The 25,319-nt window shown below is 73.5% G+C and carries 25 protein-coding genes; 12 read left to right on the top strand and 13 right to left on the bottom strand.

The window, feature by feature from the left end; genetic code table 11:
* The first annotated feature begins 99 nt into the window (after nucleotides 1-99).
* Nucleotides 100-1,032 carry a LysR family transcriptional regulator gene (locus ABZ934_RS01015; RefSeq protein WP_361307147.1) on the top strand — a complete coding sequence of 311 codons (933 nt, stop codon included), beginning with the start codon at nucleotides 100-102 and terminating at the stop codon, nucleotides 1,030-1,032.
* On the opposite strand, the gene ABZ934_RS01010 is transcribed toward ABZ934_RS01015, so the two are convergent.
* On the bottom strand, nucleotides 1,033-2,409 hold the full coding sequence (locus ABZ934_RS01010) for a helix-turn-helix transcriptional regulator (RefSeq protein WP_361308649.1): 1,377 nt from the start codon (nucleotides 2,407-2,409) through the stop codon (nucleotides 1,033-1,035).
* Nucleotides 2,410-2,546: 137 nt separating this feature from the next.
* Here ABZ934_RS01010 and ABZ934_RS01005 point away from each other — a divergent pair, with 137 nt between their 5' ends.
* A complete protein-coding gene (locus ABZ934_RS01005) occupies nucleotides 2,547-3,899 on the top strand; it encodes a M64 family metallopeptidase (protein ID WP_361307145.1) in 1,353 nt (450 codons plus the stop codon).
* A 54-nt stretch (nucleotides 3,900-3,953) separates the two neighbouring features.
* Here the strand turns inward: ABZ934_RS01005 and ABZ934_RS01000 are convergent, their stop codons facing one another.
* From ABZ934_RS01000 to ABZ934_RS00985, 4 genes are all read right to left on the bottom strand, one after another.
* Entirely contained in the window at nucleotides 3,954-5,138 is a 1,185-nt protein-coding gene (locus ABZ934_RS01000) for a serine hydrolase domain-containing protein (protein ID WP_361307143.1), read from the bottom strand.
* Nucleotides 5,139-5,328: 190 nt separating this feature from the next.
* Nucleotides 5,329-5,838 (bottom strand): DinB family protein, encoded by a 510-nt coding sequence (locus ABZ934_RS00995; RefSeq protein WP_361307141.1) that lies wholly within the window; start codon nucleotides 5,836-5,838, stop codon nucleotides 5,329-5,331.
* A 35-nt stretch (nucleotides 5,839-5,873) separates the two neighbouring features.
* Nucleotides 5,874-6,065 (bottom strand): DUF6381 family protein, encoded by a 192-nt coding sequence (locus tag ABZ934_RS00990; RefSeq protein WP_361307139.1) that lies wholly within the window; start codon nucleotides 6,063-6,065, stop codon nucleotides 5,874-5,876.
* A gap of 105 nt (nucleotides 6,066-6,170) precedes the next feature.
* The gene (locus tag ABZ934_RS00985; protein WP_361307137.1) at nucleotides 6,171-6,488 is read right to left on the bottom strand and encodes a hypothetical protein; all 318 of its coding nucleotides are present in this window, start codon (nucleotides 6,486-6,488) and stop codon (nucleotides 6,171-6,173) included.
* A 184-nt stretch (nucleotides 6,489-6,672) separates the two neighbouring features.
* Here ABZ934_RS00985 and ABZ934_RS00980 point away from each other — a divergent pair, with 184 nt between their 5' ends.
* Nucleotides 6,673-7,764, top strand: a complete 1,092-nt coding sequence (locus tag ABZ934_RS00980; RefSeq protein ID WP_361307135.1) for a hypothetical protein — start codon at nucleotides 6,673-6,675, stop codon at nucleotides 7,762-7,764.
* 224 nt (nucleotides 7,765-7,988) lie between these two features.
* Here ABZ934_RS00980 and ABZ934_RS00975 read toward each other — a convergent pair whose 3' ends face one another.
* Genes ABZ934_RS00975 through ABZ934_RS00965 form a run of 3 tightly spaced genes read right to left on the bottom strand, consistent with a single transcriptional unit; the run spans nucleotide 7,989 to nucleotide 10,628 of the window.
* Nucleotides 7,989-9,017: an NAD(P)/FAD-dependent oxidoreductase gene (locus ABZ934_RS00975; protein ID WP_361307133.1), complete on the bottom strand. Its 1,029-nt coding sequence runs from the start codon at nucleotides 9,015-9,017 to the stop codon at nucleotides 7,989-7,991.
* Nucleotides 9,014-9,553: an isoprenylcysteine carboxylmethyltransferase family protein gene (locus ABZ934_RS00970; protein ID WP_361308647.1), complete on the bottom strand. Its 540-nt coding sequence runs from the start codon at nucleotides 9,551-9,553 to the stop codon at nucleotides 9,014-9,016. The genes ABZ934_RS00975 and ABZ934_RS00970 overlap by 4 nt, the downstream gene beginning before the upstream one ends.
* A gap of 13 nt (nucleotides 9,554-9,566) precedes the next feature.
* Nucleotides 9,567-10,628 carry a 3-oxoacyl-[acyl-carrier-protein] synthase III C-terminal domain-containing protein gene (locus tag ABZ934_RS00965; RefSeq protein ID WP_361307131.1) on the bottom strand — a complete coding sequence of 354 codons (1,062 nt, stop codon included), beginning with the start codon at nucleotides 10,626-10,628 and terminating at the stop codon, nucleotides 9,567-9,569.
* Nucleotides 10,629-10,786: 158 nt separating this feature from the next.
* Here ABZ934_RS00965 and ABZ934_RS00960 point away from each other — a divergent pair, with 158 nt between their 5' ends.
* A complete protein-coding gene (locus ABZ934_RS00960) occupies nucleotides 10,787-11,656 on the top strand; it encodes a UbiA family prenyltransferase (protein WP_361307129.1) in 870 nt (289 codons plus the stop codon).
* Between the two features lie 18 nt (nucleotides 11,657-11,674).
* Here ABZ934_RS00960 and ABZ934_RS00955 read toward each other — a convergent pair whose 3' ends face one another.
* The 4 genes from ABZ934_RS00955 to ABZ934_RS00940 form a co-directional block, all read right to left on the bottom strand.
* Nucleotides 11,675-13,036, bottom strand: coding sequence for an NAD(P)/FAD-dependent oxidoreductase (locus tag ABZ934_RS00955; RefSeq protein WP_361307127.1), 1,362 nt, complete (start codon nucleotides 13,034-13,036; stop codon nucleotides 11,675-11,677).
* A gap of 121 nt (nucleotides 13,037-13,157) precedes the next feature.
* Nucleotides 13,158-14,216, bottom strand: a complete 1,059-nt coding sequence (locus ABZ934_RS00950; protein ID WP_361307125.1) for a PHP domain-containing protein — start codon at nucleotides 14,214-14,216, stop codon at nucleotides 13,158-13,160.
* Between the two features lie 73 nt (nucleotides 14,217-14,289).
* Entirely contained in the window at nucleotides 14,290-15,039 is a 750-nt protein-coding gene (locus ABZ934_RS00945; protein ID WP_361308645.1) for a VOC family protein, read from the bottom strand.
* Nucleotides 15,040-15,189: 150 nt separating this feature from the next.
* Nucleotides 15,190-15,774, bottom strand: a complete 585-nt coding sequence (locus ABZ934_RS00940) for an HPP family protein (protein ID WP_361307123.1) — start codon at nucleotides 15,772-15,774, stop codon at nucleotides 15,190-15,192.
* 234 nt (nucleotides 15,775-16,008) lie between these two features.
* Between ABZ934_RS00940 and ABZ934_RS00935 the strand changes: the two genes are divergently transcribed.
* From ABZ934_RS00935 to ABZ934_RS00920, 4 genes are all read left to right on the top strand, one after another.
* A complete protein-coding gene (locus ABZ934_RS00935; RefSeq protein WP_361307121.1) occupies nucleotides 16,009-16,497 on the top strand; it encodes a hypothetical protein in 489 nt (162 codons plus the stop codon).
* Nucleotides 16,498-16,591: 94 nt separating this feature from the next.
* Nucleotides 16,592-17,659: a GNAT family N-acetyltransferase gene (locus tag ABZ934_RS00930; protein ID WP_361307119.1), complete on the top strand. Its 1,068-nt coding sequence runs from the start codon at nucleotides 16,592-16,594 to the stop codon at nucleotides 17,657-17,659.
* A gap of 68 nt (nucleotides 17,660-17,727) precedes the next feature.
* A complete protein-coding gene (locus ABZ934_RS00925; protein ID WP_361307117.1) occupies nucleotides 17,728-18,261 on the top strand; it encodes a GNAT family N-acetyltransferase in 534 nt (177 codons plus the stop codon).
* 194 nt (nucleotides 18,262-18,455) lie between these two features.
* Nucleotides 18,456-19,817 carry an FAD-dependent oxidoreductase gene (locus ABZ934_RS00920; RefSeq protein ID WP_361307115.1) on the top strand — a complete coding sequence of 454 codons (1,362 nt, stop codon included), beginning with the start codon at nucleotides 18,456-18,458 and terminating at the stop codon, nucleotides 19,815-19,817.
* A 60-nt stretch (nucleotides 19,818-19,877) separates the two neighbouring features.
* Here ABZ934_RS00920 and ABZ934_RS00915 read toward each other — a convergent pair whose 3' ends face one another.
* The gene (locus ABZ934_RS00915; protein WP_361307113.1) at nucleotides 19,878-20,369 is read right to left on the bottom strand and encodes a hypothetical protein; all 492 of its coding nucleotides are present in this window, start codon (nucleotides 20,367-20,369) and stop codon (nucleotides 19,878-19,880) included.
* Nucleotides 20,370-20,578: 209 nt separating this feature from the next.
* Between ABZ934_RS00915 and ABZ934_RS00910 the strand changes: the two genes are divergently transcribed.
* The 4 genes from ABZ934_RS00910 (at nucleotide 20,579) to ABZ934_RS00895 (ending at nucleotide 25,261) form a co-directional block, all read left to right on the top strand.
* Nucleotides 20,579-21,241, top strand: coding sequence for an NAD(P)-binding domain-containing protein (locus ABZ934_RS00910; RefSeq protein ID WP_361307111.1), 663 nt, complete (start codon nucleotides 20,579-20,581; stop codon nucleotides 21,239-21,241).
* Nucleotides 21,242-21,595: 354 nt separating this feature from the next.
* A complete protein-coding gene (locus tag ABZ934_RS00905; protein ID WP_030228921.1) occupies nucleotides 21,596-21,799 on the top strand; it encodes a cold-shock protein in 204 nt (67 codons plus the stop codon).
* 137 nt (nucleotides 21,800-21,936) lie between these two features.
* Nucleotides 21,937-23,352 (top strand): VWA domain-containing protein, encoded by a 1,416-nt coding sequence (locus tag ABZ934_RS00900; RefSeq protein ID WP_361308643.1) that lies wholly within the window; start codon nucleotides 21,937-21,939, stop codon nucleotides 23,350-23,352.
* A 151-nt stretch (nucleotides 23,353-23,503) separates the two neighbouring features.
* Nucleotides 23,504-25,261, top strand: a complete 1,758-nt coding sequence (locus ABZ934_RS00895) for a glycosyl hydrolase family 18 protein (RefSeq protein WP_361307109.1) — start codon at nucleotides 23,504-23,506, stop codon at nucleotides 25,259-25,261.
* Nucleotides 25,262-25,319 lie beyond the last annotated feature (58 nt).

Genomic DNA, 25,319 nt, shown 5'->3' with positions numbered 1-25,319 from the left:
CCGGGTTGCCGCCCGGGCCCTGTGTCGATCCTCATCGAGGCCAAAACCCAAGTCAATCCCCGGGTTTCACCCACATACCCAAGCTGTAGCTTGGCCCTCATGACCCTCGACGACCTCCGCGTCTTCGTCGCCGTGTGCCGCACCGGCAGCCTCAGCGCCGTCGCCCGCGACCTCGGCCGGACCCAGCCCGCCGTCAGCCAGCACGTCCGACGCCTGGAGAAGGAGACCGGCACCGCGCTGCTCGAACGCCACGCCCGCGGGGTGGTCCCCACCGAAGCCGGCCGTATCCTGCTGGCCGCCGCGGCCGACGGCATCGCCGGCCTCGACGGCGCCCTGCGCCGCCTCGACGACCTCGTCCACGGCGACGCCGGATCGGTCCGTGTCACCACGGGCGCGACCACCGTCCGGCACTTCATGTCCGAGGCCGTCGTCACCTTCCGCCGCCGCCACCCCGAGGTGAGCCTGGAGTTCCAGACCGAGAACTCCAGCCGCAGCTGCTTCGCCGCCCTCGCGGCCGACGACCTCGACCTCGCCTGGATCACCATCGGCGACCCTGTCCGAGGCATCGAGCAACGCCCCATCATGCACCTGCCCTGGGTCCTCGCGGTCGGCGCCGACGACCCCCTCGCCGACCGGCCCCGCGTCGAGCCGGCCGAACTCGGCGGCATCCGTCACATCCGGCTCCCGGAGAACTCCGCCTCCCGCGCCCAGCTCGACACCGCACTCGCCGCGCGCGGGGTCCGGATCAGCCGCTCCGACACCAGCGTGGCCGACTGGGACACCGCCCTGCTGCTCGCCGAACTCGGTCTCGGCCATGCCCTGGTGCCGGCCCTGCCGGGCTGGCGGGTGCCCGGGGCCGAGGGGCCGCTGCGGCTGCTGCCCGTCCCCGCGCTGCCGCCCCTCGCGGTGGGCTGGGCCGTGCGTCGTTGGAGCGCACTGACCCCACCGGCCCGCCTCTTCGCCGACGAGGTCGCCCGCTCCTGCACCGCCCGCGCCGCCGGCCACGCGCGGACCGGGGCACACGGCTCTTGATCAGCCGGCCGATTCCCCCCGGTCCGGGTCGCGCGGCGCGGCCGGGGCGCCCGTCGGCGCCGCCGGGGCGGGGCCCAGCGTCGTGGTGCCCGGGACCGCCCTGTGCGCCAGGCCCGTGCGGTACACGTCGAGGGCGGCCTCCGTGCGGCCGGCGCGCCGCAGCAGGTCCCCGAGCAGCCGGCACAGGTCCGCGAGGTCACCCGTCGCCCCGCTGCGCTCCAGCAGCGACAACGCCCGTACGTAGTGCTCCTCGGCGCCCTCGGCGTCCCCCCGCTCCTCGGCGATGAGACCGAGCAGCCGGTGCGCTCCGCCCGCGTGCACGGCGCCGTGTTGCTCGCCCAGCTCCAGCAGCGCCGACAGCAGCCCGACGGCCTCGTCGTACCGACCGAGCCGGCGCAGTACGTCGGCCAGCTCGACCTCGACCTGGGCGGTGTAGAGCGCCGCCCGCTTGGCGGCGAGCATGTCCCGGGCCGTGCGCAACTCCCCTTCGGCGGACCGCAGTTCACCCCGCTGTGCCTGCACATAGCCGCGCATCCAGTGGCAGTGCGCCAGATCGGTGCGCAGTCGCAGTTGCCCGTACACCGCCTGTGCCTTGGCGAGGGAGGCGTCCGCGTCGGCCGTGCGGCCCTCCGCGAGGAAGGTCCGCGCGACCTGCCGGTGCATGCCCGCGACCAGCGCCGGGTCCTGGACCTGTGGAGCCAGCGCCAGGGCGAGTTCGGCTGCGTGCGCCGCGCGGGCGTGTGCCCCCATGTCCATGTACGGGCCGATCACGGCGGCGTAGAGAAGCACCAGCGCCTCCGGGTCGCCCAGCCCGCCGGCGTTGAGCTCGTCGATGGCCGATTCGAGGAGGTAGCAGGCGTAGCGCAGTTCCCCCGCGAGCAGGTGGGCCACGGCCCGACCGCGGACGGCGCGGGCGCGGCGGGGGAGCGGCTCGTGCGCCAGCAGCCGCTCGGCCGACTCGAAATGCCGTATGGCGTCCGTCAGTTCGCCGCCCTCCAGGGCGCAGTCGCCCAGCCCCAGCAGCACCTCCGTCCGCTCGGGGTCCAGGCCGAGCTGCTCGGCGTCGGTGAGCAGCCGCCGGAAGAGGACGGCGGCCTCGTCGGCGGCGCCCGTCGCGAGGGCCCGCTGGGCGTCGGTCAGCGCGAGGCGCAGCTCGGTGGCCAGATGGGCGGGGCGGCCGGTGGCGAGTTCCTCGTAGGAGGTGCCGAGGCGCTCGGCGAGGAAGCGCAGGGCGGTTTCCGACGGGCGGACCCGCCCCGACTCCAGGGTGGAGATGTAGGCCGGCGTATACACGGGCTCAGCCAACTGCCGCTGGGTGAGCGCGCGTTCCGCCCGAAGCCGCTGCACGCGGCGGCCGATTGCGGCCGGTTCGTCCATGAAGTCCCCTCTGGTCATGTGAACTCCCCAGTATTCAGCGGGAGATGCCCATTGCGCACGTCCTCCGCACCCCCCTAACTTAAGCACTCGGTTAAGCCTGCTTATCTTATTGTTTATGTTCCTCGGGGAGGGGCTTCATGGGGTCACCCATCCGCTCGACCGTCCGCCTGGCCGTAGCGGTCCTCGGCGCGAGCGCCCTGTTGCTGGCCGCCGTGCCCGCCGGAGCGGCCGCCCCGCCACCCGGAGCGCCGGCGCCCCACGCGGTGGAGGTCGAGGTGCCGGGGCCCGAACAGGGCGGCGACGCCGGGTCCGGGCACGTCCGGGTCCCGGCCGCCGGCCACGACAAGGCCCCCACCGGACTCTCCGCCGCCGAGCGCGACGCCGACGGGGAGGTCACCAAGGCCGTAGACAACGGCCCCAGCGCCGATCGCCTCGATGTCGTCGTCATCGGCGACGGCTACACCGCCGCCGAACTGGGCAAGTTCCACGACGACGCGCGACAGAAGTGGGCCGAGGTCACATCCGTCGAGCCGTACGCGACCTACCGCAACCTGTTCAACGTCTGGACGGTCGACGCCGTCTCCCGCGAATCCGGCGTCTCCGGCGACCCGGACGCCGCCACCACCCGCGACACCGCCCTCGGCTCGTACTTCTGGTGCGACGGCATCGAACGGCTGCTGTGCGTGGACCAGCCGAAGGTGGACGCGTACGTGGCGAAGGCGCCCGCCGCCGATCTCGTCATCGTCCTGTCCAACAGCGCCAAGTACGGCGGGGCCGGCTACAACGAACCCAGCCCCTCCCTCGGCTACGAGGGCATCTCCACCGCCTCCGCGGGCAACCCGAAGTCCGGCCAGGTCGCCGTCCACGAGACCGGCCACTCGCTCGGCAAGCTCGCCGACGAGTACTTCTACCCCGGCACCCCCGGCTACGAGCAGTACACCGGCCCCGAGCCCGCCGAGTCCAACATCTCCACCCTCACCGCCGGCGGCATGCGCGACGCCCGGTCCAAGTGGTACCGGTGGGTCGGCGAACAGTCCCCGGACGGCGGCACGGTAGGCGCGTACGATGGCGGCGGATACTACGTCACCGGCCTCTACCGACCGACCGACAACTCGATCATGCGGGTGCTCGGCAAGCCGTTCAGCCTGCCCGGCGTCGAGGCGATGATCGCGGGCTTCCACCGGCACGCCCACACCCTCACCGCGCTCACCCCGACCGGCCGCACCCTGCGCCCGCGCGACCGGGCGAAGGTCTCCGTCCCCCGCCTCACCGGTCCGGACGGCCGACAGCTCTTGGTCCGTTGGTACCTGGACGGCCATGAGCTGAAACGATTCGCCGGACGGACCGACGTACGCGTCGGAGAGCTCTCCCTCTCCGACGCGCGGACGCACCGCCTGACGGTCACGACCGAGGACCGGACCCCTTCGGTGCGCGACCCGAAGATAGCCGCGAGCCTGCGCACCACCCTCGGCTGGAGCGTCCGACGCTGACCGCCGGTCGCTGACCGCTGACCGCTGACCGCCGGTCGCTGACCGCACGCCCGGTCAGGCCGCGGCAGCGTACCGCCAGAACTCCCGCATCAGTGCGGGAGAGGTCGGGCCGGCCAGTTCGCGCTGGGTGAGCAGGACCGTGACGCGGCCGGTGGCCGGGACGATGTGCGACGCCGTCCCGGTACCACCGATCCAGCCATAGCGCCCGGGCTCGTTCCAGGGATTCAGCCGCTCCACGTCCACGCTGCCGCCGAACCCCCAGCCCTGGCCCTCCAGGAAGGGCGCGCCCGCGGCCCGCTGCCCTGCGGTCAGCCGGTCGACGGTCATCCGCCGGACCGACTCGGCGGACAGCACCCGGCGTCCGTCGACGGCCCCGCCGGCGAGCAGCATCCGGCCGAAGGCGTACAGGTCGTCCACCGTCGAGACCAGGCCACCCGCCGCGGAGGGGAAGGCCGGCATCCGGCTCCACTGTCCATCGGGGGCGTCGACCAGTTCCAGGCCGCCCTGTCCGCCCTGTCCGCCCTGTCCGCCCTCGCCTCCCGGGCCGCCGCCCCGGTAGTACCCGGTGAAGCGGCCAAGATCGGCCGCCGGGACGGCGAATCCCGTGTCCCGCATCCCCAGCGGCTCGAAGATCCGCTCCGCGAGGAACTCCGGCAGCGGTCGCCCCGAGACGCGGGCGATCAGCACGCCCAGGATGTCGGAGCACGCGTTGTAGAGCCACGCCTCGCCCGGCTGGTACAGCAGCGGGATCCGGGCCAGCGTCTTCATCCAGGCGTCCGGCTCCGCGACGAACTGCGGCTGCGGGGGACCCTGCCTGAGCTCGGTGAACAGCGGCCGCACCGCGGGCAGCGAGAAGTCCGAGGGGAATCCGTACCCCGCCCGGAAGGTCAACAGGTGTTCCACGGTGATCGGACGCACCGCCGGCACGACGTCGTCCACGGGGCTCGACGGAGTACGGACCACCACAGGCGAGGCGAGTTCCGGGAGCCATCCGCCGACCGGTTCGTCGAGCCCGAGCCGCCCCTCCTCGATCAGGAGCATCGCCGCGGCGGCGGCGATCGGCTTGGTCAGCGAGGCCACCCGGAAGACGGTGTCCCGCGCCATGGGGGCGAAGTCGCCGAGCCCGGCCGAGCCGACCGCCGCCACCTCGACCCGGTCACCGCCGGCCACCAGACCCACCGCCCCCGGCAGGTATCCGCTGCTCACGTGCGATGCCAGGATCTCGCGCAGGCTGGTCATGACCCCACCTCTCCCGATGGCCGTGCCGGGTGTGCGGCCGGCGGTGGCCGGCCCTCGGAAGTCAAGACTCCCGCCGTCCCGCGGACTCATCGGCGTGCCGGGTACGTTTTCCGCGCCGCGCCGCCCGCCCACGAGGACCGGGCGGCGCGGGCGGTTCGGCTCCCCGTTACCCGGGCGGTCCGGCTGCCTTCTACCGGCGCTCCAGCACGCCCCGGGCGAAGGCCGCCTGGCCGGCGTGCTGGAGGTCGTCGGCCAGCACGCTCACCAGGCGCGCGCCCAGGGTGACCGGGGGATCCCAGCGTTCGTCGACCACCCGCTCCAGGTCGGCGGCGCCCAGCCCCCGCAGGAACCGCAGGGTCTGCTCGTGCACCGCGTCGAAGTAACCGAGCAACGGCTCAGCCGAATCGACGCGGACCTTGCCGACCTCCCGCGCCGTGTGCCCGTAGCCGGTGGCGTCGGCCGGCAGCGGCAGACCGAACCGCTCCGCCCAGCCCTGCGCGTGCCACACCTGCTCCGACCCGGCCGCGTCCGCGATGTGGTCGTCCTGCACCCGGGTCAGGTGCCAGACCAGCCACGCGACGGAGTTCGCCGCCGGGTCGACCCGCGCGTTGAGTTCCTCGGCCGAGAGCCCGTCCAGCACCTCGTGCACCACCTCACGGATACGTCCGTAGGCGTCGGCCAGTACCTCCGTAGCCTTCACGGCACCTCCGTGGGTTTCACGACGCGGCCGGTCCGCTAACGCGGGTCCATGCCGGGATCGTCGATCATGCGGCTCTCCATCTCGCTCTGCTCCTGGAGCCGGCGGGCCTTGTCCTCCAGCCGCTTGCGCTCCTGGGGGTCACCGGACCGCGCCGCCGCCGTCCTCATCTCCTGGGCCTTTTCGCGCAACTGCCGCGACCGGCCACCGGATCCGCCTGCAACGCTCATCGTCTGCTCCTTGGCTCAGTGGTGGAGAGCGGGCGGAACCAGGGAATCAGCAGCGAGGCGCGCACGCATCTCGAAGCCCGCCCCGGTCCCGTCGCCCCGGGTGGGCTACTCGCCCGCGATCCCCGTGATCACCGGATCGCCGAGCGGGGCGGCCTCGGCGTCCAGCCCGGCGTCGCGCAGCGCCGACGACGCCAGGTCCCGGGCCTTGTCCGTCGCGGACGCGGTGTCGGACGCCTCGACCTCCAGGTGGAGGCTGAACGCGGAGGAGCCGGAGTAGAACGACAGGATGTCCAGGTCCTCCGCGACCCCCAGTTCCGTGCCCCGCGGATCCGCCGGCCGCAACGCGCCCACCAGCCGCGTCCGGGCGTCGGCGGTGAGCTCGGTCAACAGGGTGCCGGGGATGGTGACGAGATAGACAGTCATGGAAGACCGCTTGCCCCCGGGCGGCCCGGGAAATCGCCGATGCCCGTGCCGCCCCCCGTTTGCCCGCCCCGAATGGCGCAGTGGACGCATATGCCGCTCAATGCAACCAAGCGTGCGATTCCCATGACGCACGATGACCGGCGCGCGATGTGTAGACCCCGTGGGTCGGCGAACGGAGCTTTCCATGAATGACCGCAACACCCGCGCGGCGGCGCAGTACGACGACCGCGACGGCACCCCCGAGACGACCCAGGACCGGGCCCCCGCCCTCCGGGAGCGTGCCGAGGAATCCGACAGCCCCGGACATCCCCCGGCCGCCGGGCCGGCCGACGAGCCACCGGAGACCGTACGGACCCTGCTGGACACGGCGGCCACCTGCCGGCCGGTCGAGGAGGTCACGGCCCTGGTCGGCCTCCTGAAGGAGACCGGTCTGCTGTCCCGGTCCGGACAGGAGGCGTTGGCCGCGGCCGCCGTGTCGCGTTCCGTCGACGACGTCCGGCACATGGTCACCCTGCTGGGCGAGCCCCCGGACGGCGAGGTCGAGGCCGGCATCACGCTGCGCGCGGCGGCCCTCGGCCGGCCCATCGAGGACGTGGCCCTCCTGGCCAGGTTCCTCGGCGCGGGCCCCGACCAGCCCGCGGAACCCGCCGCGCCGCCCGAACCGTCCACGGGCCGGCCCCCCGTGGGCGAGCGACCCGACCACGCAGCCCTCACCCCCGCGCCCCCCGCCGCCGACACCGAGCACGGCGGGGGCCGGGGCGGCCCGGGCATCGACCTCCCCGAGGACCCGGCCGCGGCACCCAGCCGCCGAGCGGACCCGGACCAGGCCCCGGCCCCACCCCCCGCGCGACCGCCGGACCCGGCCCGGGGCGAGGTCCTGCACCACGTGCTGCGCTGGCCCGCGGCCGCCGCACTGCTGCTCTGCGGGGTCATGCACCTGCCCGGGAACCTCGCCGCCCTGCCGGCCGTCAACGCGGTGGGCTACCTGCCCACGGCCGTCTCGGTGCTCTGCCTGGGGCTCGGGGTGCTGCTGGCGGTACGGGACACCGCGGCGGTGTGGCGGGCGACGGCCGTCGCCACGCTCGCGGTCGTCGCGCTGCACCTGGCGGGCGGGATCGCCGTGTTCGACCCGCTGGCGGGAGCCCTCGGCGGCCCCCACGCCTGGGCGGGCGTCGCGACCGTCCTGTGTGCCGGAGCGGGTTCCGTCCTCGCCGGACTGGCCCTCATGCACGGCCCCCGGAGGACCGCCGCGGCCGAGGAGGGCGACGGCGCCTGACCTCGGACCGGCCACCGTGGGGGTCCGGGCGGCAGACGTCGCACCGGCCCCCACGGGCCCGGGACCGCCTCTTTCGGATCTTGCCTCGCCCGCGCCGCCTGAACACCGCACCCCGCCGCGTTGTCGCGGCGACCGGGTACGTCCGCTACACGGACGCCCCGCCTCCTTGCGACGCACGGCGCCCGACGGCGCGCGCTCAACCGGCAGGACCCGGAAGAGACGGCCTAGGCGAGCAGGTTCACCGCCCGCGTGAACATCCCGGGCAGCCGGGCGGCGAGCGGCACGATCCGCCCCGCCAAGCAGGGCCGTCCACGAGCCCACAGCAGGGACCCGGTCAGCGCCCGGTAGCCGCGCGACACCTCCCGCCAGGCCCGCTCGTACTCCTGCGGTCGCCCCGCCCGCACGCACCGTACGAGCTCGCCCGCGGCGGCCAGCGCCAGTGAGAGGCCCTCCCCGGTCAGCGCGTCCACGTACCCCGCCGCGTCCCCGACGAACAACACCCGGCCCGCCACCCTGGCACGGGAACGCTGGCGCAACGGACCCGCCCCGCGCACGGCGTCACCCGGCGCCGGCGGCGGCAACCGGGCCGACAGAAGCGGGAAACGGGCCAGTTGCTCCGCGAACGGGGCCTGCTCGCAGGTCAGCACCGCCACCCCGATCCGGTCGGGACCGACCGGTGTCACGTACGCCTCGCACCGCGGTGCCCAGTGCACCTCCACGAGGTCGCTCCACGGCGCCACCGCGTAGTGGCGGCGCAGCCCGTAGCGGGCCGGCCGCCCCGGCACGGGTGGTACAGACAGGCCCAGGGCCCGCCGGACCGGGGAGTGGAGGCCGTCCGCCGCCACCAGGTAGCGGGCGCTCAGGCCGGCCGCCGCGACCCGGTGTTCGTCCTGGCGGACCTCCTCCACGCGCCGCGCGAGCACCCGTACGCCCAAGCGCGCGGCCCGGGCCGCGAGCGCCGCCTGGAGGTCCGTACGTCGAACACCGCACCCGGGGCCGTCCCTGAACAGGCCCTCCGCGCGCAGCCCGGTCACCCCGTCGACGTAGCGGATACCGTGGAAGGCGCGGCCCGTCACCGGCACACCCAGGTCCGCCAGCCGGCGTACGGCGCCCGGCATCAGGCCCTCGCCGCACGCCTTGTCGATCGGCGTCGGGCGCGGCTCGACCACCACGACCTCCAGTCCCGCCAGGGCCCCGTGGATGGCCGTCGCCAGCCCGGCCGGCCCCCCGCCCGCCACGAGCAGGTCGATCACGGCGCGGCGCCCACGAGGCTGCCACCGGTACGGGCGTACTTGAGCGCGGAATCCTCGCAGCGGACGCGCACCCGCAGCAGCAGCGCGTTCAACACGCAGAAGCCGGCCGCCGTCACCCACGCGCAGTGGACCAACGGCAGCGCGAGCCCTTCCACCACCACCGCCAGGTAGTTGGGGTGGCGCAGCCGGCGGTACGGCCCGGCGGCGACGGGCGTCAGCCCGGGCACGACCAGGACCCGGGTGTTCCAGCGGGGGCCGAGGGTGGCGACGCACCACCAGCGCAGTGCCTGCGCGGCCACGGCCACGACGAGCGCCGGCCAGCCGAGCAGCGGAAGGAACGGACGGCCCGCCGCCCACGGTTCGACGGCGCATCCGGCGAGCAGCGCCGTGTGCAGGACGACCATGGCCGGGTAGTGGCCGCGACCGTACTCCCGGGCGCCGCGCGCGAGGCTCCAGGCGGTGTTGCGGCGGGCCACGGCGAGTTCGACCAGGCGCTCGGCCGCCACGAGGGCGAGGAGCAGCAGGTAAGGGGTCATCGGCATGAGGGCGTCACCAGCGCAGGAGGACGAGTTCGGAGGCGAAGCCCGGGCCGAAGGCGAGCATCAGCCCGACCGAGCCCGGCGGCGGCGGCCCGGCGCGCCGGACGTCGTCGAGGATGTGCAGCACGGACGCGGAGGAGAGGTTGCCCGCCGTCGCGAGCGAACGCCGGCTCGCGGCGAGGGCCGAATCCGCGAGGCCCAGGGACCCCCCGAGGACGTCGAGGATCTTGGGACCACCCGGATGGCAGATCCACGAGGTGACGTCGGCGGGCTTCAGGTCGTGGCCGGCGAGGAACGCCTCGACCTCCTCCGCGACGTGCAGCCGGACCAGCCCGGGCAGTTCGCGGCCCATCACCATGCGGAAACCCCAATGGCCGATGTCCCAGCCGAGCAGGTCCTCGGTCCCCGGGTAGAGGCGGCTGCGCGCGTCCACGACCGTCGGTCCGGCGCTGCTCCCGTACAGCGGATGGTCGGCGCCCACCGCCAACAACGCCCCCGCCCCGTCCCCGAAGAGCGCGCCGGCCACCAGGTTGGCCATCGAGGTGTCGGTGGGCTGCAAGGTGAGCGAGCACAGTTCCGTGGACAGCAGCAGGGCGGCCTGTCCCGGCCGGCCCGTGAGGTGCTCGTGCAGATGGCCGAGGCCGGCCGCGCCCGCCGCGCACCCCAGCCCGAACAGCGGCAGCCGCCGCACATCGGGCCGCAGGCCGGTGCGGGCGGCGAGCCGGGCCTCCAGCGAAGGGGTGGCGAGCCCGGTCACCGTCGTCGACATGACCAGGTCCACGTCCCGGGCCGGGAGGCCGCCCTCGGCGAGGGCGAGGCCGATGGCGCGGGCGCCGAGGTCCAGGGCCGCCTCGACGAACAGCGCGTTGGTGGTTCCGAAGTCGTTGTGCGGCCCGTACCGCTCCAGCGGGAGCGCCAGATGACGGCTGTCGACCCGCACCGAGGCGTGCACCCGGCGCAGCGGGCCAGCGTCGCGGCCCGGCGGCAGGCAGCGGGCGAGCGCCTCCGTGATCTGCGACTGCGGGTACGCGTGGGGCGGGAACACGCTGCTCACTGCCAGGACACGTGTCATCGCCCCAACTCTAGGCAAGAGCGGGCATTTTCCGCCGAACCGAATGAACCGGGCGTGCCGCCGCCCGTCCGCCCCGGTGAGCGGGGCCGTGAACCGGGCCGTGAGTCGGGCCGTGAGTCGCGGCCGTGAGCCGGGCCGGCTACGCCTACCGTGGAGCCGTGCCCGCAACCCGCGAGACCGCACCGCCCACGCGAACCTCCGCACGCCCAGGCCACAGGGCCGTCGCCGTCGCGCTGCTCGCGGCCGGCCACCCGCTTCCCGCCACCGCCGTCACCCTCCTCACCGCGGTGCTGGCCGCCGCCACCGGCCGGGGAGCCGCCGGCTGCGCGGTCGCGGCGGGCGCCGTCGCCCTCGGCCAACTCTCGGTGGGCTGGTGCAACGACCGCGCCGACCTGCGGCGCGACCGGCTCACGGGACGACCGGACAAACCCCTGGCGGTGGGGGCCGTGCGACCCGCCACGGTGAGCGCCGCCGCGATCGTGGCGCTGGCGCTGTGCGTGCCGCTCTCTCTCGCCTCGGGCCGGCCGGCGGGCACCGTCCACCTCTGCGCGGTGGCGGCCGCCTGGGCGTACAACCTGTGGCTCAAGCGCACCGTCGTGTCCTGGCTCCCGTACGCCCTCGCCTTCGGCCTGCTCCCGGCCTTCGTCACGCTCGGTCTGCCGGGGCAGCCGTGGCCACCGCTCTGGCTCGCGGTCGCGGCCGCGCTGCTGGGCGCGGGCGCCCACTTCGCCAATGTGCTGCCCGACATCGCGGACGACCTGGCCACGGGCGTCAACGGGCTCCCGCAGCGGCTCGGCGCCCGCCGCTCGGCCGTGCTGGCCGCCCTCCTCGTCCTCGGCTCGGCCGCCGCGCTGGTCCTCGGACCGCCCGGGCCGGTGACCCCGTACCGCTGGGTGCTGCTCGCCCTCACTGCGGGCGTGCTCCTCGCCACCGGTCGGGGGCGCGGCCGGGTCCCGTTCCTGGGCACGATCCTGGTCGCGGCAGCCGACGTCGTCCTGCTCCTGGCCCGCGGGGCGGGGCCGCTGTAGACCGGCGGCCGGCCCGGTTCAGCTCCGCGCGTGCAGCGCCGCCGTGTGCTCCCGGACCTGCTCCGGCGTCAGGTAGGAGTCGGTGTGCTCGAAGTCCCGCAGCGTGGCGGGCCGCTGGGCGAGGAAGCCGGTACGGACGAAGTCGTCCCCGGCGACGGCGTTGAGCAGCCAGTTCGTCATCACCCGGGTCTTGGCCACATTGGTCCGCAGCGCCGACCAGTGGTAGCCGCGCGCCACCGCCTGCGCCGGCAGGCCCCGCAGTTCGATGCCCAGCGGCTTGGAGACGGCGTCCCGCCCGCCGAGGTCCACCACCAGGCCGAGGTCCTTGTGGACGTACGGTCGCGGCGTCTCGCCCCGCAGCGTCGCGATGACGCTCTCGGCGACGGCCCGCCCCTGCCGCATGGCGTGCTGCGCCGTCGGCGGGCACAGGGCGTCCCCGCCCTTCGCCAGGTCCGGAACGGCGGCCGCGTCCCCCAGGGCGAACACTCCGTCGGCGCCCGGCACCGTCAGGTCGGGGCGCACCACCAGCCGACCCTTCAGGGTCTCCGTGTCCAGGGTCCCCACCAGCGGGCTCGCGGCCACCCCCGCCGTCCAGATCAAGGTGCGGCTCGGCAGCACCCGGCCGTCGGTGAGCGTCACCTTCTCGGCGTCCACCTCGGCCACCGACACGCCCAGCGACACCTCGATGCCGCGCCCCCGCAGGATGTCCAGGGCGGTCTTGCCGAGCTTGTCACCCAGCTCGGGCATCAGCTTGGGGGCCAGGTCCACCAGGTGCCACTTGATCCGGCTGGGGTCGAGCCGGGGGTAGCGGCTCGCCGCGTGGCAGGTCAGCCGCTGGAGGCAGGCGGCCGTCTCGGTGCCCGCGTAGCCGCCGCCGACCACCACGAACTGCAGCCGCGCCGTGCGCTCCGCCTCGTCCTGGCTGGCGTCGGCGAGGTCGAGCTGGGCGATCACGTGGTCGCGCAGGTACGCGGCCTCGGCGAGGGTCTTCATGCCCCGGGCGTGCTCGCCCAGGCCGGGAATGTCGAACGAACGGGTGACGCTGCCCGGGGCGAGGACCAGCAGATCGTAGGACTGGTCGACGATCTCGCCGGTGATCTTGCGGATCACGCAGACCTTGGCCTTCGGGTCCACGCCGATCGCACCGCCCGGGATGATCCGCGTCCGGTGCTTGCTGCTGCGGCGCAGCGAGACGGCCACGGACTGCGGGGTCAGCACCCCGGCCGCCACCTGCGGCAACAACGGCAGGTAGAGCTGGTAAGCGAACGGTGTGACCAATGAGATCTCGGCCTCGGCGGGGGACAGCCGGCGCTCCAGCCGGCGTACGCACTCCACCCCGGCGAAGCCGGCGCCCACTACGAGAATCCTCGATCGCGACACGGTGTAGGTCCCTTCGCAAGAGGTCGGTTGCTGTGTCCGGTACGTCTGCCCCGTCACCGGCGGACCTGAACCCCGACGACCGTCCCCGTATACGAGCGGACGCCGCTGGGAGCGGGCGACGCTACGAGAGGGCGGCGGAGCGCCGTCTGGGGGGCCGCCGGGTGCGGGTCCAGGCGAGCAGGTCGTCCGCCGGCCAGGTGTTGACCACCCGGTCGGCCGTCACCCCGCACTCCACCGCCCGTTCGCATCCCAGTAGCTGCCAGTCGAGCTGGCCCGGCGCGTGCGCGTCCGTGTCGATCGCGAAGAGGGTCCCGGCCTCCACCGCCATCCGCAGCAGCCGCCGCGGCGGGTCCAGCCGCTCCGGCCTGCTGTTGACCTCCACAGCCGTGCCGGATTCCGCGCACGCCGCGAACACGGCGGCCGCGTCGAACTCCGACTCCGGCCGGGTCCTGCCCGTGAGCAGGCGCCCGGTGCAGTGCCCCAGGACGTCCATCAGCGGATTGCGCACCGCCGCGAGCATCCGCCGGGTCATGGCCGGGGCATCCATCCGCAGCTTGGAGTGGACGGAGCCCACCACCAAGTCGAGCCGGTCCAGCAGCTCCGGCTCCTGGTCGAGCGACCCGTCGAGCAGGATGTCGCACTCGATGCCCGTGAGCAGCCGGAACGGCGCCCAGCGCGCGTTGAGCTCCGCCACCACGTCCAGTTGCTCCCGCAGCCGCTCGGGCGAGAGCCCCCGGGCCACCTTCAGGCTCGGCGAATGGTCCGTCAGCACGGCCCACTCGTGACCCAGCTCCACGGCCGTACGGCCCATCGCCTCGATGGGGCTGCCGCCGTCGGACCACTCGGAGTGCAGGTGGCAGTCCCCGCGCAGCGCCTCCCTCAGCGTGCGGGCGGCCTCGGTCGCGGGCGGCCCCTCGGGGTGCGCGGCGACCTCGTCCTCAAGCTTGCGCAGATATCCCGGGATCTCCCCGGCGAGCGCCTCCCGTACGACCTGGGCGGTCTTGGGCCCCAGCCCCTTCACGGCCTCCAGCGAACCGGCCGCCGCCCGCCGGCCCACCTCGTCCGGGCCGAGCCGTTCGACGATGCCCGCCGCCGTGCGGAACGCCTGCACCCGGTACGTCGGGGCCTGCCCGCGCTCCAGCAGGAAGGCGATGCGGTTCAGCGCCGCCACCGGGTCCATCGCGCACCTCCTGCGCCCAGTGTGGCAAGGGACGACGGACCGGGCACATCGGAGATCGGCGGGCCCTCGGGGGTCAGGGCGACAGCGGCGTCGACAGGAAGGTGGTGAGGGTGAACAGGGCCCCGTCCGGGTCGCGCAGCGCCACCCACCGCTCCCGGGCGTTGGAGGTGATGTCCGAGACGGTGCGGCCGCCGAGCGAGAGGGCCGCCTCGATGGCCGGCTCCAGGCGCGGCACCCGGAAGTGCACGTGCCAGCGCGGCCGGCTGTGCGGACTGTACGCGCCCGCCTCCACGGGCCCGCTGTTCAGCCGGGCCACGGGCTCCCCGTCGTGCCGCAGTACGACCTGGTCCTCCTCGTAGGACACCTCGCAGCAGCCCGGCCGGCCGGTGGCCCACTCCAGCACTTCCCCGTAGAACATCGCCGCGTCGAACGCGTTGCGGGTCCGCAGCTCCAGCCAGGCGGGGGAGGGGCCGCGGCCCACCCGCCAGTCGGAGGACACCGGGCCCTCCCAGATCCCGAACACCGCGCCGTCCACATCGGCCGCCAGCGCGCCCCGGCCACCGATGGGGAAGGAGACAGGCCCCACCGCGACGGTGCCGCTGCGCTCCCTGATCCGGCTCACCGCCACGTCCGCGTCGTCCACGGCGAAGTACGGGGTCCAGGCCACGGCCACCGCCAGGTCCACGGCGAGCGCACCGATGCCGGCCACCGGCACGCCGTCGACCCGGGCCACGGAAAAGTTGTCACCGAGGCGCGTCCGCCGGAAGCTCCAGCCCACCACCGCCGCGTAGAAACGCTGGGAGGCTTCCATGTCGCGGGCCATCAGACTCACCCAGCAGGGTGCCCCGAACACGTCCTTCGTCGAAATCTCCACCGCTTGTTCCGCCCTTCACCGCCACCGTGACCGCCCCGTCCGGTCACAAGAAGTAGCGCCCGAGCACCCTCAGTGGCGCGGAGGCGCGCCACTGCGGAGTCACCACCAATAGGCAGGGTACTTCGGGGCCTTCCGGCGGATGCGGGATGCGGCGCAGCCGGTGAGCACGAGCAGCACGGTCGAACCGAACAGCAGGGGCAGGAACCTGCCCGGCGCCGGGGTCTGGAGCACGACGATGACGGAGGTCGCGCAGGCCGCCGAGTGCGGGGTGCGCGCGAGGATCAGCAGGGCCAGGGTCACGCCGGCGGCGACAGCGGCCGCCCAGGCGCTGCTTCCGGCCAGGGCGAGCACGGCGTAACCGACGCCCGCACCCAGCAGGTGGCCCAGTACGACCCCGCGCGGCTGTGCCAGCGGCAGCGTGGGCGCGCTGTGCACCAGGGCGGCGCTGGCGGCCAGGGGCGGGATCAGCACCGGCTCGTGGATCATCGCGCCGATCGCCACGAGACCCAGGAGTACGGTCGTGACGGCGCTGACGCTGTGGAAGGCGGCGGCCGGCGTCGGTCGGGCCGGGGCCCTGCCGGTCAGCACCCGGGCCTGCCGAGGCGGCTCGGGGAGGACGGGCGCGGCCGGTGCGAAGCCGTCGGCGGCGGGCGGGGGCGGATACAGGGCGGTGTTGGAACTCATGTGCGGCAGGGCGTTTTCCGGTGCGGGCGGCCGGGCCGGGGCACACGGCGGCAGGGCGGGGCGGCAGGCGGTGACCTGATGGGAGATCGCGGTGTCCTGATTTTATCGGTCAGGAGTACGAGGACCGTTGCCGGGGGTCGGCAAAGAGCCGATCGGCCACGAATGACCGGAACCGATCGTGTATGACTGCGGAGGTCACCGGGCAGTCCCGCTGAGGGACCAGGAAGGACGAACATGACGACGCGCTCGCACCTCGCCGGTGCCCCCACCGACCTGGACGCGGTCATCGCGGACGCCCCCGCCGACGCCACCGGCGCGCTCTGGCGGCTGACCGAGACGGGGCGCGTACTGGACGCGAACCTCATCCGCCTGCCGCCCGGCGGGGTCATCGCCGAACACCGCGAACCGGTGCTCGACGTGCTGCTCGTCGTGGTCGAGGGCGGCGGCCGGCTCGACACCGACGACGGCCCGCACCAGCTGCGGCCCCACACCGCGGCCCTGCTGACCAGGAACAGCCGGCGCTCACTCACCGCGGGCCCGGACGGTATCGCCTACCTCACGGTCCACCCCCGCCGCCCCGGCCTCGGCATCGGCGCGCCGGCCGCCGCCGAGGGCGGCGAGACGGCCTGCCTCCTACACCGGGTGTGTGAGGACTGCGGCCGGCTCGCCTCCGAACGCGACGCCCGCTACTGCTCCCGCTGCGGCTCCGCCCTCCCCGACTGAGCCGTCCGGGAGCCGGGCCGGTCCCCGTACGGCCTCGGAGGGCCTATCACTATCCCACCCCTGACCCGTCAGGCACCCCCTTAAGGTCGACGTCATGACCCTCTTCACCGCCGACGACCTCTCCCGCACCGTCGCGGAAGCGGTGGCCGCGCTGCGCGAGGTGGCGGACCGCGACTGGTCCCGACCGGCGGCGGAGCGGGAGTGGAGCTGCCGTGACACGGCGGTGCGCCTGGCCGCGGACCTGACGGCGTTCGCAGCCCGGCCGGCCGGCCGCGTCCCCGCCTCCTGGCTGCCGCTCACGGTCGACACCGCTCCCGGCACCCCGCCCGGCGCCCTGATCGACCTCGTCGAAGCGAGCGGGCGGCTGCTGGCGGCCACCGTCCTCGCGGCCGGCGCGGAAGACCGTGCCCGGCACCCCGCGGGCGCGGCCGGCGCCGACGGGTTCGCCGCGATGGGCGCCACCGAGCTGCTGCTGCACACCCACGACATCCGCCGCGACCTGGGCGCCGGCGACTGGGCCGGTTCCGCGCGGACCAGCGCCCTGATCCTCGACCGGCTCTTCCCGCACGCCCCGCGCTCCGCCTACGCGGACGCCTGGGGCTCGCTGCTGGCCGCGACCGGCCGGGCCGACCTCCCGGACCTGCCGCGCGAGCGCGAGTGGCGCTGGTACGGCGACCCGGTCAGGGGAGCGGGCGTCGTCCTGTGCGAGATCGACCCCTCGGCCGCCGCCGACCTGCACACCGGCGGGCCCGGCGGCTTCGTCTGGGCCGACGACGGGCCGCCCGAGGGCACCAGGATCGCCGCCGGGATGCTGGGCCTGGCGCGCGAGGTCGGTGAGTACCACCCGGGCTGGGGCCCGTACGCCATCGTCCGCACGGCCGACCGGCGGGCCATTGGCGGCATCGGCTTCCACGGCGCCCCCGACCCCGAGGGGCACGCGGAGATCGGCTACGACCTCCTCCCCTCGGCCCGGGGCCACGGACACGCCACCGAAGCGGTGCGCGCCCTGGCGGGCTGGGCCTTCGCGCAACCGGGCCCGACCGCGCTGCGCGCCGTGGTCGCGGACGGCAACGCGCCCTCGCACGCGGTGGTGCGGCGCGCCGGCTTCGAGCGGGACGGCTCGCGGGACGGCACCGTCCACTACCTCCTGCGCCGTCGCTGAGCCGCACCGAGAGTTCGTGCCGGGGGCCCGATTAACCCTGGTGGGGCGGCGTTCGGCAGGATGAGGGCATGACCGAGATCCGTACCCCCCGCCTCCTGCTCCGCCGCTGGACCGACGACGACCTCGTCCCGCTGTCGGAGATCAACGCCGATCCCGAGGTGATGCGCTGGATCGGCGACGGGTCCACGCTCGACCTGGAGGAGACGGCCGACGCCATCGAACGGTGGGAGGACGAGTGGGACGAGGAGGGTTTCGGCCTGTTCGCCGTCGAGCTGCTGGCCTCCGGTGAGCTGATCGGCGTCGTGGGTCTGACGGTGCCGGAGTGGTTGCCGGCGGTCATGCCCGCCGTGGAGATCACCTGGCGCCTCGGCCGGCCGTTCTGGGGCCAGGGCTACGCCTCGGAGGCCGCCCAGGCCACCTTGGAGTTCGCCCTCCAGGACCGCGGACTGGAGCGGGTGATCGCGGTCAACCGAGCCGGCAACGAGGAGTCGGAGAACGTCATCCGCAAGCTGGGCATGGAGTCGGAGCGGCGGGTGGAGGCCCCCGAGTCCGGAGCCCTGCTCGATGTCCACTTCATCGACCTCACGGAGTACGAGGCGTAGGAGCGCCGCGCCGGAGACCCGCGACGGTCGACGGGCGCCCCGTGCCGCGTCCCGGAGGCGGGCCAAAGCACCCCTTTGGGATGTCATAAGTTCTGTTTATGAGGTCATAAGCAGGGGCCGGGTGCCGGGTTAGGCTCGCCTTAGCTTAGGGTTCCCTTGATCACCCGGTTTGTCGGTCGAAGGGAACCCACACCATGCCTCGCCCTCTGCGGGTAGCGATAGTCGGCGCCGGCCCCGCCGGCATCTACGCGGCCGACGCGCTGCTGAAGTCCGAGGCGGCCGTCGAACCGGGCGTCTCCATCGACCTCTTCGAACGCATGCCGGCCCCCTTCGGCCTGATCCGGTACGGCGTGGCCCCCGACCACCCGCGGATCAAGGGCATCATCACCGCCCTGCACCAGGTGCTCGACAAGCCGCAGGTCCGCCTCTTCGGCAACGTCGACTACCCGAACGACGTCTCGCTCGACGAGCTGCGCGCCTTCTACGACGCGGTGATCTTCTCCACCGGCGCGACCGCCGACCGTGAGCTCCGCATCCCGGGTGTCGAACTGGACGGCTCGTACGGCGCGGCCGATTTCGTCTCCTGGTACGACGGCCACCCGGACGTCCCGCGCACCTGGCCGCTGGAAGCCGAGAAGGTCGCGGTCCTGGGCGTCGGCAACGTCGCGCTCGACGTCGCCCGCATCCTCGCGAAGACGGCGGACGAGCTGCTGCCGACCGAGATCCCGCCGAACGTCTACGAAGGTCTCAAGGCCAACCGGGCGCTCGAAGTGCACGTCTTCGGCCGGCGCGGCCCGGCGCAGGCGAAGTTCAGCCCGATGGAGCTGCGCGAACTGGACCACTCGCCGAACATCGAGGTCATCGTCAACCCCGAGGACATCGACTACGACGAGGGTTCGATCGCCACCCGCCGCGCCAACAAGCAGGCGGACATGGTCGCCAAGACGCTGGAGAACTGGGCGATCCGCGACATCGGCGACCGCCCGCACAAATTGTTCCTGCACTTCTTCGAATCGCCCGTCGAGGTGCTCGGAGAGGACGGCAAGGTCGTGGGCCTGCGCACCGAGCGCACGGAACTCGACGGCACGGGCAACGTCAAGGGCACCGGCCGGTTCACGGACTGGGACGTCCGATCGGTGTACCGGGCCGTGGGCTACCTCTCCGACGAACTGCCCAAGCTGCCCTGGGACGTCGAGTCCGGCACGGTCCCCGACGAGGGCGGTCGCGTGATCGAGGCCGGGGCGCACCTGCCCTCGACGTACGTCACCGGCTGGATCCGACGCGGCCCCATCGGCCTGATCGGCCACACCAAGGGCGACGCGAACGAGACCGTGGCGAACCTCCTCGCCGACCACGCCGAGGGCCGCCTGCTCACCCCGTCCGCGCCGGCGCCGGAGGCGGTCGAGGCGTTCCTGGCGGAGCGGCGGGTCCGCTACACCACCTGGGAGGGCTGGCACAAGCTGGACGCCGCGGAGAAGGCCCTGGGCGAACCGCAGGGCCGTGAGCGCGTGAAGCTGGTGGAACGCGCGGACATGCTCGACGCGAGCGGCGCGTAAGCGCGGGGCGTGACGGAGGGGGCCGCCATCGGCGGGCCCCCTCGTGCGTGTGGGCGCCGGTCAGTCCTTGATCGAGGTGATCTTGCGCGTCTTGAGGTCGGCCTGGACGTGGATCTCCGTGGTGTCGCCGCCGCCCCAGGTCAGGGTGACCGTGGCAGCGGTCTTGCCCGTGCCGCTGCCGGTGGAGGCGACCTTCCACTGGAGGGGGACGTTCTGCGCGCGCAGCACGCCGTTCGCGTGGTTGGTCTCCTCCCACTGCTTCAGCTCCAGCTGGAGGGGCTTGGAGAGGTAGAAGGCGCGCAGTTGGTCGGCCGTCTTGCCGTCGCCGTCGTACACGGCGTCGATGTAGGAGCCGTAGAAGTCGGCGATACGGGTGAACGCGCCCTCGGGGCTGCCCGACACGGACGGCAGTGCGGTCGCCGCCTGCGCGGTGTGCGGCGCGGGGGCGGCGGCGGACGCGTGGGTGACGAAGGTGAGGGAGAGCGCCGCCGCGGCGGCGGTCGCCGCGGTGGCGAGGGCAAGGGCGGTGCGCTTGGCCGGACGCTTGGACATATGGTCGTACCTTTCCCCGTCGTGCGATGCGCGCCGGTACGGTCCCCGGCACTGTCCCGAAAGACCGCATGCGGGGACTGTTCGGTTCTCGCGTCGCGGGAAATGGCCGAAAATCCACCCGATGGCGCAGCATGAGCCGGAATGCGGTGACGACCGGCGCGGTTCGGAGAAAGGCCATACCCGAAACCGCGCACTGCACTGGAGAGCTCATGAAGATCGGCATCATCGGCGCCGGCAACATCGGCGGCAACCTCACCCGACGGCTCACCGCCCTCGGACACGAGGTTTCCGTGGCGAACTCGCGCGGACCCGAAACCCTGACGGCGCTGGCCGAGGAGACCGGCGCCACGCCCGTCACGGTCGCCGAGGCGGCCCGGGGCGCGGAGCTCGTCGTCGTCACCGTCCCCCTCAAGAACGTGCCCGACCTGCCCGCCCGGCTCTTCGACGGCGCCGCCGAGGGCTTCGCGGTCGTGGACACCTGCAACTACTACCCCCGCGAGCGGGACGGCCGCATCCCCGGCATCGAGGACGACGGCCTGACCGAGAGCCGCTGGACCGAACGTCACCTCGGCCACCCCGTCGTCAAGGCGTTCAACGGCACCTTCGCGGCCGACATCCTCGAACGGCCCCGCCCGGCCGGGGACTCCGACCGGATGGCGCTGCCGGTCGCCGCGGACGACGAGGCGGCGAAGAAGACCGTGCGGGACCTCATCCACGAACTCGGCTTCGACACCGTCGACGCCGGCGGCATCGACGAGTCGTGGCGCCAGCAGCCCGGCACCCCGGTGTACGGCCTGCGCGCGGGCGTCGAAGCCGTCACCAAGGCCCTCGCGGAAGCGTCCCCGGAGCGCCCGGCGGCTTTCCGCGGCTGACCCCGACGGGGCGGGGCCCCGGGGAGGTGACCACTCCCCGGGTCCCGTCCGCACCGGCCGGTAATCCGGCGGCCACCGAATATCTGCCGCCGCCGCTGCAGAAATTCATCGAATGTCGGTCGAGATTCACGGCGTTGGCAAAAAAGGCGGGGAAACCTTCCGTGCCGAGGCGCCTGCACTGTGCTACGGTTAACGCAGTTGCAGTTGTGGTTCCCAAAGACTTCAAGTGCTCCCTCGGATTCCTTCCGGCGGTGCACTTTTTATTTCCGATGATTTTCGGACGGGGCAATCATTACTTCGACTCCGGTGCCCGCACAGTGTGGGTCCGGGAACAGCCCCAAAGGAGAAACTCATATGGCATCTGGCACCGTGAAGTGGTTCAACGCGGAAAAGGGCTTCGGCTTCATCGAGCAGGACGGTGGCGGCGCTGACGTGTTCGCCCACTACTCGAACATCGCCACCCAGGGCTTCCGTGAGCTTCAGGAAGGCCAGAAGGTGAACTTCGACGTCACGCAGGGCCAGAAGGGCCCCCAGGCCGAGAACATCGTTCCCGCCTGACGCTCCTAGGCGTGTGACCGTCGTTGAGGCCCGCACCGTGAGGTGCGGGCCTCAACGCGTTGTCGGGCGCGGCCTCCTGTTCCCGGACCCGTTCCACCCGGGCAAGGCGGCGGGGCAGACTGTGCGCCGTGACGACAATGAGCAAAGGCGCCAACCTGCCCGTCAGGGCCTCCTCCGTCAGAGTGGTGCTCGGCTGGTCGGCCGGCCCGGGCGTGCCGGATCCGGACGCCTCCGCGCTCCTGCTGACCGCAGGCGGACGCGTGCGTTCCGACGGTGACTTCGTCTTCTACAGCCAGCCGCGGCACGCCTCCGGCGCCGTGCGCCACCTCGGCAAGCAGCCCGGCGCGGACGTGGTCGACGTGGACCTGGCCGCCTTGGAGTCGGAGATCGAGCGGGTCGTATTGTGCGCCTCCGCCGACGGCGGCAGCTTCGGTCAGGTGCCCGGGCTGCACCTGAGGTTGCTCGACTCGGTGTCCGAGGCCGAAATCGCCCGCTTCGACATGACCGCCGACATCGAGACGGCGTACGTGAGCGGAGAGCTCTACCGTCGCGCGGGCGCCTGGAAGTTCCGGGCGGTCGGGCAGGGGTACGCGAGCGGTCTCGCCGGACTCGCGACCGACTTCGGCATCACCGTGGACGAGGCGCCGTCGCCGCCGCCCGACTCGGTCCCGGCCCCGGCCCCCGCCCCGGCCCGGGTGCGGACCCCGAACCCGGTCCCCGCGCCGGCCCTCACGCCCGCACCGCTCTCGCTGCCCGATCCGGTGCCAGAGCCCGCTGTTCCCGTCCGCCTGGTCAAGGGCGAGGAGCGGCTGCCCTCCGAGATGCGCGAGCGCCTGTCCCTGCGCAAGCGGCAGGTAGCCGTCAGTCTGATCAAGAGCGGCGCCGCCGAAGTGCGCGCCCGGATCGTCCTCGTGCTCGACGCGTCCGGCTCGATGTCCACCCTCTACAGCCGCGGCACGGTGGCCGGTGTGGTGGAGCGAATGGCCGCCGTCGCCACCCAACTGGACGACGACGGCGAGATGCAGGCGTGGACGTTCGCCACCCACCCCGCCCGACTGCCCGACCTCACGATCGCCGAACTCCCCGAGTGGCTGCGCCTGCACGTCCGCGTCGGCCAGATGAGTCTCTTCGGCCGGAACAAACCGGCCAAGGGCCTCCTCCCCGGCCAGGTCGACATGCGCGCCGTCGGCTTCCAGAACGAGGAACAGCGGGTCATCGCCGAGGTGCGCGCCTACGTACGCGACCACCCCGTCCCCGCCCCCACCCTCGTCCTGTTCTTCTCCGACGGCGGCGTCTACCGCAACGACGAGATCGAACGGGAACTGCGCGCCGCCGTCGAGGAGCCGCTGTTCTGGCAGTTCGTGGGGCTCGGCAGGGCCGGGTTCGGCGTACTGGAGCGCTTCGACACCATGCCCGGCCGCCGGGTCGACAACGTCGGCTTCTTCGCCGTGGACGACATCGACCGGATCTCCGACCCCGAACTGTACGACCGGCTCCTGTCCGAGTTCCCGTCCTGGATCCGCGCCGCCCGCCAGGCGGGCATCCTGCGCTGACCTGGCGGCAGGCTCCCAACCAGCCCCGTGTGGAGCGGGGTTGACGCGGTGGGCGCGGGGACCCGAAAGGGGCCGGCCCCCTTGACCTCCGGCTGGTCCAGACCAATCATGAGGCGTCCGCCCGTTCGCTCGCGCCCCACCGGGAGCTTCGATGAGACGACGACGTCCCCACGCCGTTCACTCCTTACTCGCCGCCTTCACCACCCTCGCCGCCTCCACCGGCCTGGTCCTCGGATCGGGCAGCGGCGCCGCCCACGCGGCGACGCCCCTGCCCGCCCACGTGTTCGCCCCGTACTTCGAGGCGTACTCCTCCGACAGCCCCGCCGACCTGGCCCAGAAGTCCGGCGCGAAGTACCTGACCATGGCCTTCGTCCAGACCGAGGCCAAGGGCTCCTGCACGCCCTACTGGAACGGCAGCACCTCCCAGCCCGTCTCCGCCTCCGTCTTCGGCGCCGACTTCGCCACCATCCGCTCGCGCGGCGGAGACGTGATCCCCTCGTTCGGCGGCTACGCGGCCGACAACGGCGGGACCGAGATCGCCGACAGTTGCACCAACGTCGACTCCGTCGCCGCCGCGTACGAGAAGGTCATCACCACCTACGACGTCACCCGCCTGGACATGGACATCGAGGACAACTCGCTGGGCAACAAGGCGGGCATCGACCGCCGCAACCAGGCGATCAAGAAGGTGCAGGACTGGGCCGCCGCCAACGGCCGTCCCCTCCAGGTCTCCTACACCCTCCCCACCACCACGGGCGGCCTCGCGAGCAGCGGACTGGCCGTGCTCAAGAGCGCCAAGACCGCGGGCGCGCAGGTCGACGTCGTCAACCTCATGACCTTCGACTACTACGACGGCGCCACGCACCACATGGCCGACGACACCCGCACCGCCGCCGAAGGGCTCTACAACCAACTCGCCACCCTCTACCCGGCCAAGACCCCCACCCAGCTCTGGGGGATGATCGGTGTCACCGAGATGCCCGGCATCGACGACTACGGCCCCGCCGAGACCTTCACCACCGCCGACGCGAGCGCCGTCTACGACTGGGCCACCGCCAAGGGCATCAACACCCTCTCCTTCTGGGCTCTCCAGCGAGACAACGGCGGCTGCCCCGGGACCGGCGGCTCCGACACCTGCTCGGGCATCGCCCAGGACCCGTGGTACTTCAGCCACACCTTCGCGCCCTTCACGGGCGGCGGCGGGCCCGTCACCGACGACTTCTCCGTCTCGGTCACCCCCGGATCGGCCTCGGTCGCCCCCGGCGGCGCCGCCACCGCGACGGTCGCCACCACGGTCGTCTCCGGCGCCGCGCAACCCCTCACCCTGACCGTCACCGGCGCGCCCGCCGGAGTGACGGCCGGCCTCACCCCCACCACCGTCACGGCGGGCGGCTCCGCCAGGCTCACCCTGGCCGTCGGCGCATCGACCGCGCCGGGCGTCTATCCGCTCACCGTCACCGCCAACGGCAGCCGGCTCACCCACTCCGCCGGCTTCACCCTGACCGTCCCCGGGCCGGGCGGCGGGAGCGGTGCACTGATCAACGGCGGCCTGGAGAGCGGCTCCCCGGCGCCGTGGACCTGCGAGAGCGGGGGCGGCGTCGTCAACACTCCCGCGCACGTGGGCTCGTACGCCCTGAAGTCCGCACCGACCTCCGCGCAGACCGGGGAGTGCGCGCAGACCCTCACCCTCGCTCCTAATGCCGCCTACACGCTGAGCGGTTGGGTACAGGGCAATTACGCGTACCTGGGCGTGCGTGGCGGCGCCACCGGCAGTACGTGGACCAACTCGGCCGGCTGGACCAAGCTGAGCGTGCCGTTCACCACCGGCGCCTCCGGCACGGTCACCGTCTACGTGCACGGCTGGTACGGGCAGGGCGCCGTCTACGCGGACGACCTCGCGGTCGGCTAGCCGGCAGCCGGCCGGTGGCCGCCGGCCGATAGTCTCGTCCGGGCCCGGGTGCGTTATC

Origin of the sequence: Streptomyces sp. NPDC046557, from assembly GCF_040645975.1 — a bacterium.
Taxonomy (GTDB): Bacteria; Actinomycetota; Actinomycetes; order Streptomycetales; family Streptomycetaceae; genus Streptomyces.
The sequence above is the reverse complement of the archived record's forward strand: the minus strand, read 5'-3'. Positions and strand labels throughout refer to the sequence as shown.